The 4,645-nt window shown below is 65.8% G+C and carries 4 protein-coding genes and 2 pseudogenes; 1 reads left to right on the top strand and 5 read right to left on the bottom strand.

What is annotated here, in order from left to right; genetic code table 11:
• Positions 1-355, bottom strand: a pseudogene (locus ACLHRZ_RS36800) (transposase); the annotation flags it as partial.
• Positions 356-402: 47 nt separating this feature from the next.
• On the opposite strand from ACLHRZ_RS36800, the gene ACLHRZ_RS36795 reads away from it, so the two are divergent.
• Entirely contained in the window at positions 403-1,563 is a 1,161-nt protein-coding gene (locus tag ACLHRZ_RS36795; protein ID WP_490422938.1) for an IS30 family transposase, read from the top strand.
• A gap of 26 nt (positions 1,564-1,589) precedes the next feature.
• Here ACLHRZ_RS36795 and ACLHRZ_RS36790 read toward each other — a convergent pair.
• The 4 genes and pseudogenes from ACLHRZ_RS36790 to ACLHRZ_RS36775 all read right to left on the bottom strand — a co-directional run.
• Positions 1,590-2,042: pseudogene (locus ACLHRZ_RS36790) on the bottom strand (transposase); the annotation flags it as partial.
• A 134-nt stretch (positions 2,043-2,176) separates the two neighbouring features.
• Positions 2,177-2,434 carry a hypothetical protein gene (locus tag ACLHRZ_RS36785; RefSeq protein ID WP_490422937.1) on the bottom strand — a complete coding sequence of 86 codons (258 nt, stop codon included), beginning with the start codon at positions 2,432-2,434 and terminating at the stop codon, positions 2,177-2,179.
• Positions 2,431-2,892, bottom strand: coding sequence for a DoxX family protein (locus ACLHRZ_RS36780; protein ID WP_490422936.1), 462 nt, complete (start codon positions 2,890-2,892; stop codon positions 2,431-2,433). Before ACLHRZ_RS36780 ends, ACLHRZ_RS36785 begins: the two co-directional genes overlap by 4 nt.
• A gap of 122 nt (positions 2,893-3,014) precedes the next feature.
• Positions 3,015-4,645: lytic polysaccharide monooxygenase (locus ACLHRZ_RS36775; RefSeq protein ID WP_490422935.1), on the bottom strand; the 1,631-nt coding region annotated here is incomplete at its 5' end.

Below are 4,645 nucleotides of genomic sequence, written 5' to 3'. Positions count from 1 at the left end.
CCGACCTGCTCACCTCAGTCGGCGCCGATAACCACCATGTTGTTTCTTGACGGCTCCAGTGGATCACACACGTTTGAACAGTCGTGCGAGGCCAGACGGCATTAATGGCGTCCGGCAGGCCAGGAAGCCCGTCGCAGCAGGCCACGAGAATGTCTTCGATGCCGCGGGCCTTGAGTTCACCGAGGATGGTCAGCCACTGGCGGGCGCCCTCGCCGTCCTTGCCGATCCACAGCCCCAGCACATGCTTGCAGCCGTCGAGATCGACACCGACGGCGAGATGGACAGGGCGGTTGGCGACCTTGCCGTCCCGGACCTTGATCCACAGCGCGTCGATATAGACCACCGGCCAGACGGCTTGAGTTCTATCGGTGGTTGCGAACGCCTCGGAAGGAGAGCGTTCGGATGCCGAAGTTCCCGCCCAACAAGATGCCGACCGCGGTGAAGAAGCGGTACTTCGAGCTGCTGAGACAGGGGTATAAGGGTGCGGCCGCTGCGCGCGTGGTCGGGGTCTCGGCCAGCTGCGGCTCGCTGTGGTTCATCGATGCTGGAAGCATGCTCGTTCCCGACCCCGGCCCGATATCACCGCGTTTCCTGACCCAGGACGACCGCATCGCCATTGCCGACGGCCTCCACGCCAGACAGCCCGTCAAGGACATCGCCGCATCGATCGGGAAGAGTTTCCAGACCGTGCACCGGGAGATCAAACGCAACAGCAAGCCGGACAGCCGCTACAACCCGTGGTGGGCCCACAACCAGGCCCTCCTGCACCGTCACCGCCCGAAAGAGCCGAAATTCCGGGCCAACGAGCCACTGCGCACACCGGTGCGCGAGAAACTCACCGAGAAATGGTCGCCCCAGCAGATCGCCCGCTACCTGGACCGCGAGTACGTCCACGCCCCGGCCATGCGGGTCTGCCCGGAAACGATCTACCGGGCCCTGTTCGCCGGGCTTCTCGGCCGACGTGACGCCAAGCTCCGCACCGGCCGAACCCGCCGCAAGAAACAACGCCGAGGCGTCCCGACCCTGAACAAGATCAAGAATATGACGCTGATCCACGAACGCCCTCTGGAGGTCAACGACAGGAAAATACCGGGGCATTGGGAGGGCGACCTCATCATCGGCCGCGGCCAGAGCTCGGCGATCGGCACCCCGGTCGAACGCACCACTCGCTATGTCCATCTGATCCACCTGCCCGGCGGGTGGAAGGCACCGCAGGTCCGCAACGCACTCATCTCCCAGACCGCCCATATCCCGTCCCAGCTGAAGAAGTCGCTCACCTGGGACCAGGGGCGCGAGCTGACGCTGCACGAGGACATCGAGGCGCTGACCGGCTTCCGGATCTACTTCTGCGATCCGCACTCACCCTGGCAGCGCGGCACGAACGAGAACATGAACGGTCTGCTGCGGCAGTACTTTCCCAAGAGCACCGACCTGTCCGTCCACACAGCCCGGGACCTGCGCGACGTCGCCCGGCAACTCAACCGCCGGCCCCGCATGGTGCTCGGCGACAAGACCCCAGCCGAGGCCATGCGAGAATGCCTCACAGGCCCATTGACCAGGTAATTCGCAACCACTGCTGGAAACCGCCCGGCGTCGAGCGGGCGTGACTGCCATGTGGTGATCTCGTCGTTGACCGCGTCGGTCACCTTGCTGATCAGGTCCGGGCTGACGTCGGTGCCGTACATCTTCGCCAAGTACGAGCGGATGTCACGCACGCTCATGCCCCGTGCGTAGAGGGCCAGGACCTGCTCGTCGAAACCCGACAGCCGGCGGGCGCCCTTCGGGATGATGTGCGGTTCGAAGTCCCCGTTGCGGTCCCTCGGGACCTCCACCTCGACCGGTCCGACGTCCGTCAGCACCGTCTTCGCAGCGGTTCCGTTCCGCGAGTTGCCGCTGCCACGGCCGGCCGGATCTCCCTTCTCATAGCCCAGATGCTCGGTCATCTCCGTCTGCAGAGCCCGCTCCAGCAGGGCCTTCGACAGCTGCTGCAGAAGCCCGCCCTCGCCGACCAGCGGAGCACCAGCCGCATCCGCGGAGTCCATCAGCTGCTCGAGCAGGGCGTTCACCTGCTCGGCCGGGATGCCATCGGTCTCGGCCAGCTCGGGTATGTGCGTCTCGGTCACGTGATCATGCCTTTCCGGAGGGGCGGAGTCACAGACCCCGCCACACTCTCAGATCACAGACTTACACGATCAATCAGGGTCATCCAAGATTTTCGTAGCCATTGATCGCGTGAACTGGTCTCTGGTCCAGAAGAGTTGCCGCCGTCGCTGTTGGTGCCGCAGCCGCCGACCTCGAGGTTGGCGCGGGCCAACTCAGCTGCCTGTGCGCCGATGTCGGGCACGGAGGTCGCAGCGGCGGCACCGGCGGCCGGGGTGCCGAGAGCGAACACGGCGCACAGCAGGGCAGCGGCGAGTGTGCGGGCGGTGATCACGAGACCCGACTCCGCTCCCCCGAGTGGGCTGCAATCACCACGGCAGCCGCGACCAGGACAACGTTCTTGATCATGTACTGGCCCTCGAGGGTCCCCACCCCGAATGACCGCCAGGTCTCGTCCGGAAAGAGGGCCAACGGCGCGCAGGCCCCCACGAGATGCCCGGTCATCAGGAGGGCCGCCAGTCGGTCCGCCTTCCCCGACAGCAGGACGAGCGCAATGGCGACTTCGACCGACGCGACGAGCACACGCGCGCTGCCACCGCCCACGGCTCCGAGGGTCAGCTCATGAACGGTCCTGACCGCCAGGGACTCCGCCGGACTGCCGCCGGCAAAGAACTTGGGGATTCCGAACCACAGAAAAATGACGCCGACAGCGACCCTCAGCCCGGTTATCGCGTTCCGCTTCCCGGAATACGACTCCAGAGCCCTTGAGACACGGCGGCCCCGTCTCCTCATACCACACACGTCGAATACACCTGTTCAGCCGTTGAATTACCGGTTCATGTCGCGGGGCCCCGGGCCCGTCCCCCTAGCGGCCAGGAGGACGGGCTGGGGCCGGCGGGGAGTGCCGTGTGCGGTCAGGCCTTCGCGGGCTTCCACAGGGAGAGAGCGGTGATCCAGTTCGGGTCACCGACACCCTGGTAGGACTCGACGCACTCGTAGGTGGCGCCGTCGTGGGTGACGCGGTCGCCCTTGGTGTAGGCGGCACGGGCGTCCCACTCGGGCAGGGAGGTGTCCGAGCCGGTGCCGGTGACAGTGCGGGTGGTCGCGGTGGACTTGACGCCGTCGATGGTCTGGACGGCGCTGAGCTGCTGGGACCCGGCCTTCACGTTCGCCAGGGTCGCCGTCCAGGTCCGGTCGGCCTTGACCTTGACCTTGGTCTCGGTGGTGCCGGCCTTCACGGTGATCTCGGCGCCCGCCTCGCCCTTACCGGTCACTGTGAAGGTGGGGTCGACCTTGGAGCCGGCCGCGGGAGACGTGATCTCGGCCGGGGCGGCCTGCAGGGCCACCTTCGCCGAGGTGTGCTCCTTGCCGTCCTTGCGGAGCTGGACGGTCACGCCGTCCTTCTCGAAGTAGCCGGTCCGGAACTCGAACTCGCCGTTCTGGCCGACCTTGATCTGGCGGTCGCTCCAGGACCCGTCCTTGGCCTTGATGAACACCTGCGCCCCCGGCTCACCGGTGCCCTTCACGGAGACCAGCGTCGGCCCGTCGTCCTTCTTCACCAGCCACGCCTGCGTCACCACCGGCGTCAAGGCCGACGGCTTGGCCGTCGTCACGGTGTGGGTGGTGGAGAAGGCGGACTCACCTGCCGCGTTCACGGCACGGATCTTGTAGGTGTACTTCGTGTCGGGGGACACCGAGGTGTCCTTGAACACCGGGTAGTCCAGGCCGTCCTTGACGTCGGCGATCTTCTTGTCGTTGCGCCAGACCTCGTAGCCCGTCACCTTGTCCTGGCTGGGGGCCGTGTTCCACATCAGGTCGACCTGCTGTGCGGTGACGCCCATGTCGTGCAGGCCGCTCGGAGCGGACGGCTTCTGCCCGATGCTGCCGTTGTCGCCCTTGATGTTGACGTCGATGACGTTGTAGAAGGCCTTGTCGGTGTCATCGATGGTCCACTTGGCCAGGATGACGTGGTAACCGGTGTGGTCAGCGGGCAGCGGGATCTTGTGCAGGCCCTTTGCGGGCACCTGCTGGTTTCCGGAGACCGTCGTCAGCGGATCCTTCTCGAAGGAGTCACGCGTCAGCGGCTGGTCCGGGTTCCAGTCCTTCTTAGTGATGTAGTACTTGTAGTCCGTCGTCTTGTGCGGGGCGGTGATGCACCAGCCGGCCGTGACGGTCTGGCCCTTCTGGAAGTCCTGCTTCGCCCACATCGTCGACGTCTGCTCGTTCAGCTGACTGCCCGAGAAGGACGTTCCTCCCGAGGCGATCTTGCCGTCAAGAGCTCCGCTGTCGAACGCGACCTTGAAGGCTTCGAAGGAATGCTTGTTATTGACGGCTGTGCCCACATATCCGTTCGCAATGTTCTGCGCGACGTCCTGACGCGCCCGGAGGTCGCCGCCGGGCGTGCTGTTCGTCGGTTGGCAGCTCGCGCCCCCGGGCGTCGGAGCCGGGCTGACGAAACCGTGCGCGAAAGCGCTCGACGCACCGGCAAAGAGGGATCCGACGGTGGCGGCAACGACAGCCGCGCCCACCATGACTCGCTTGGTGT

Source organism: Streptomyces sp. AM25, assembly GCF_058146165.1.
The sequence above is the reverse complement of the archived record's forward strand: the minus strand, read 5'-3'. Positions and strand labels throughout refer to the sequence as shown.